The sequence below is a fragment of the Oleiphilus sp. HI0067 genome (assembly GCF_001635735.1).
The window spans coordinates 1-919 of the sequence record NZ_LWFI01001110.1 but is presented as its reverse complement, the minus strand read 5'-3'; the positions used below and the strand labels follow the sequence as shown (position 1 = coordinate 919).

General features: G+C 46.1%; 1 protein-coding gene. It reads left to right on the top strand.

Translation table 11 applies throughout. The features are described 5' to 3' along the window. A partial coding sequence (locus A3739_RS16020) for a PhoX family phosphatase (RefSeq protein ID WP_156502623.1) occupies positions 1-919 on the top strand: 919 nt, incomplete at both ends.

Genomic DNA, 919 nt, shown 5'->3' with positions numbered 1-919 from the left:
GGAGAGGCCAATGGCGCACAGTTAAAAGCAAAAATACGCGCCGTATTACCGTTAATACGCCAGTGCAGTTCTCTGGGCCAGCGGCGGATTCTCCATTATTACAAAACCCAGCAGGTAATATTGCACTTGGCACTGTGAACAACTGTGGTGCCGGGTACACGCCATGGGGTACGTATCTGACTTGTGAAGAAAACTTCAATGGTTACTTTGGCTCTATCAGTGAAGTGACACCAACAGAAGAACGAGCGCGTTATGGTTTTAATCAATTTGGTTTTGGTTATGCATGGTACGCATTTGATAAGCGTTTTGATTTGAATGACGAAGACTACGTGAATGAGGCAAATCGCTTTGGTTGGATTGTTGAGATCGATCCATTCGATGGCACGCAAAAACCTGTTAAGCGCACTGCACTTGGTCGTTTCAAGCACGAAGCTATTGCGATTAAAGAGCTAGATGACGGTCGCGTTGCTTGTTACATGGGCGATGACCAACGCTTCGATTATTGCTACAAGTTTGAGTCATCGATGGCATGGGAACATGCAATTGCTGATGGCAAGAGCCCGCTAGACGAAGGTACTTTGTATGTTGCTCGTTTTAACGAGGATGGCTCTGGGGACTGGTTAGAATTGTCTATGGATGTTCCAGCTCTAGCGGCTCGTTTTAATGATATGGCTGAGTTGTTAATCAACACGCGCATTGCGGCAGATATTGTTGGTGCAACGCCTATGGATCGTCCAGAGTGGACGACGATAGGCAAAAATGGAGAGGTCTTCTGGACGCTCACTAATAACTCTCGTCGAACTGAACCAAACGCGGCAAACCCTGAAGCACCAAACTCTAATGGCCATATTATTCGTACGACGGACAATGGTTCCGGTAGTTTCTCTTGGGATATTTATATTCTTGCTTCAGATACTGT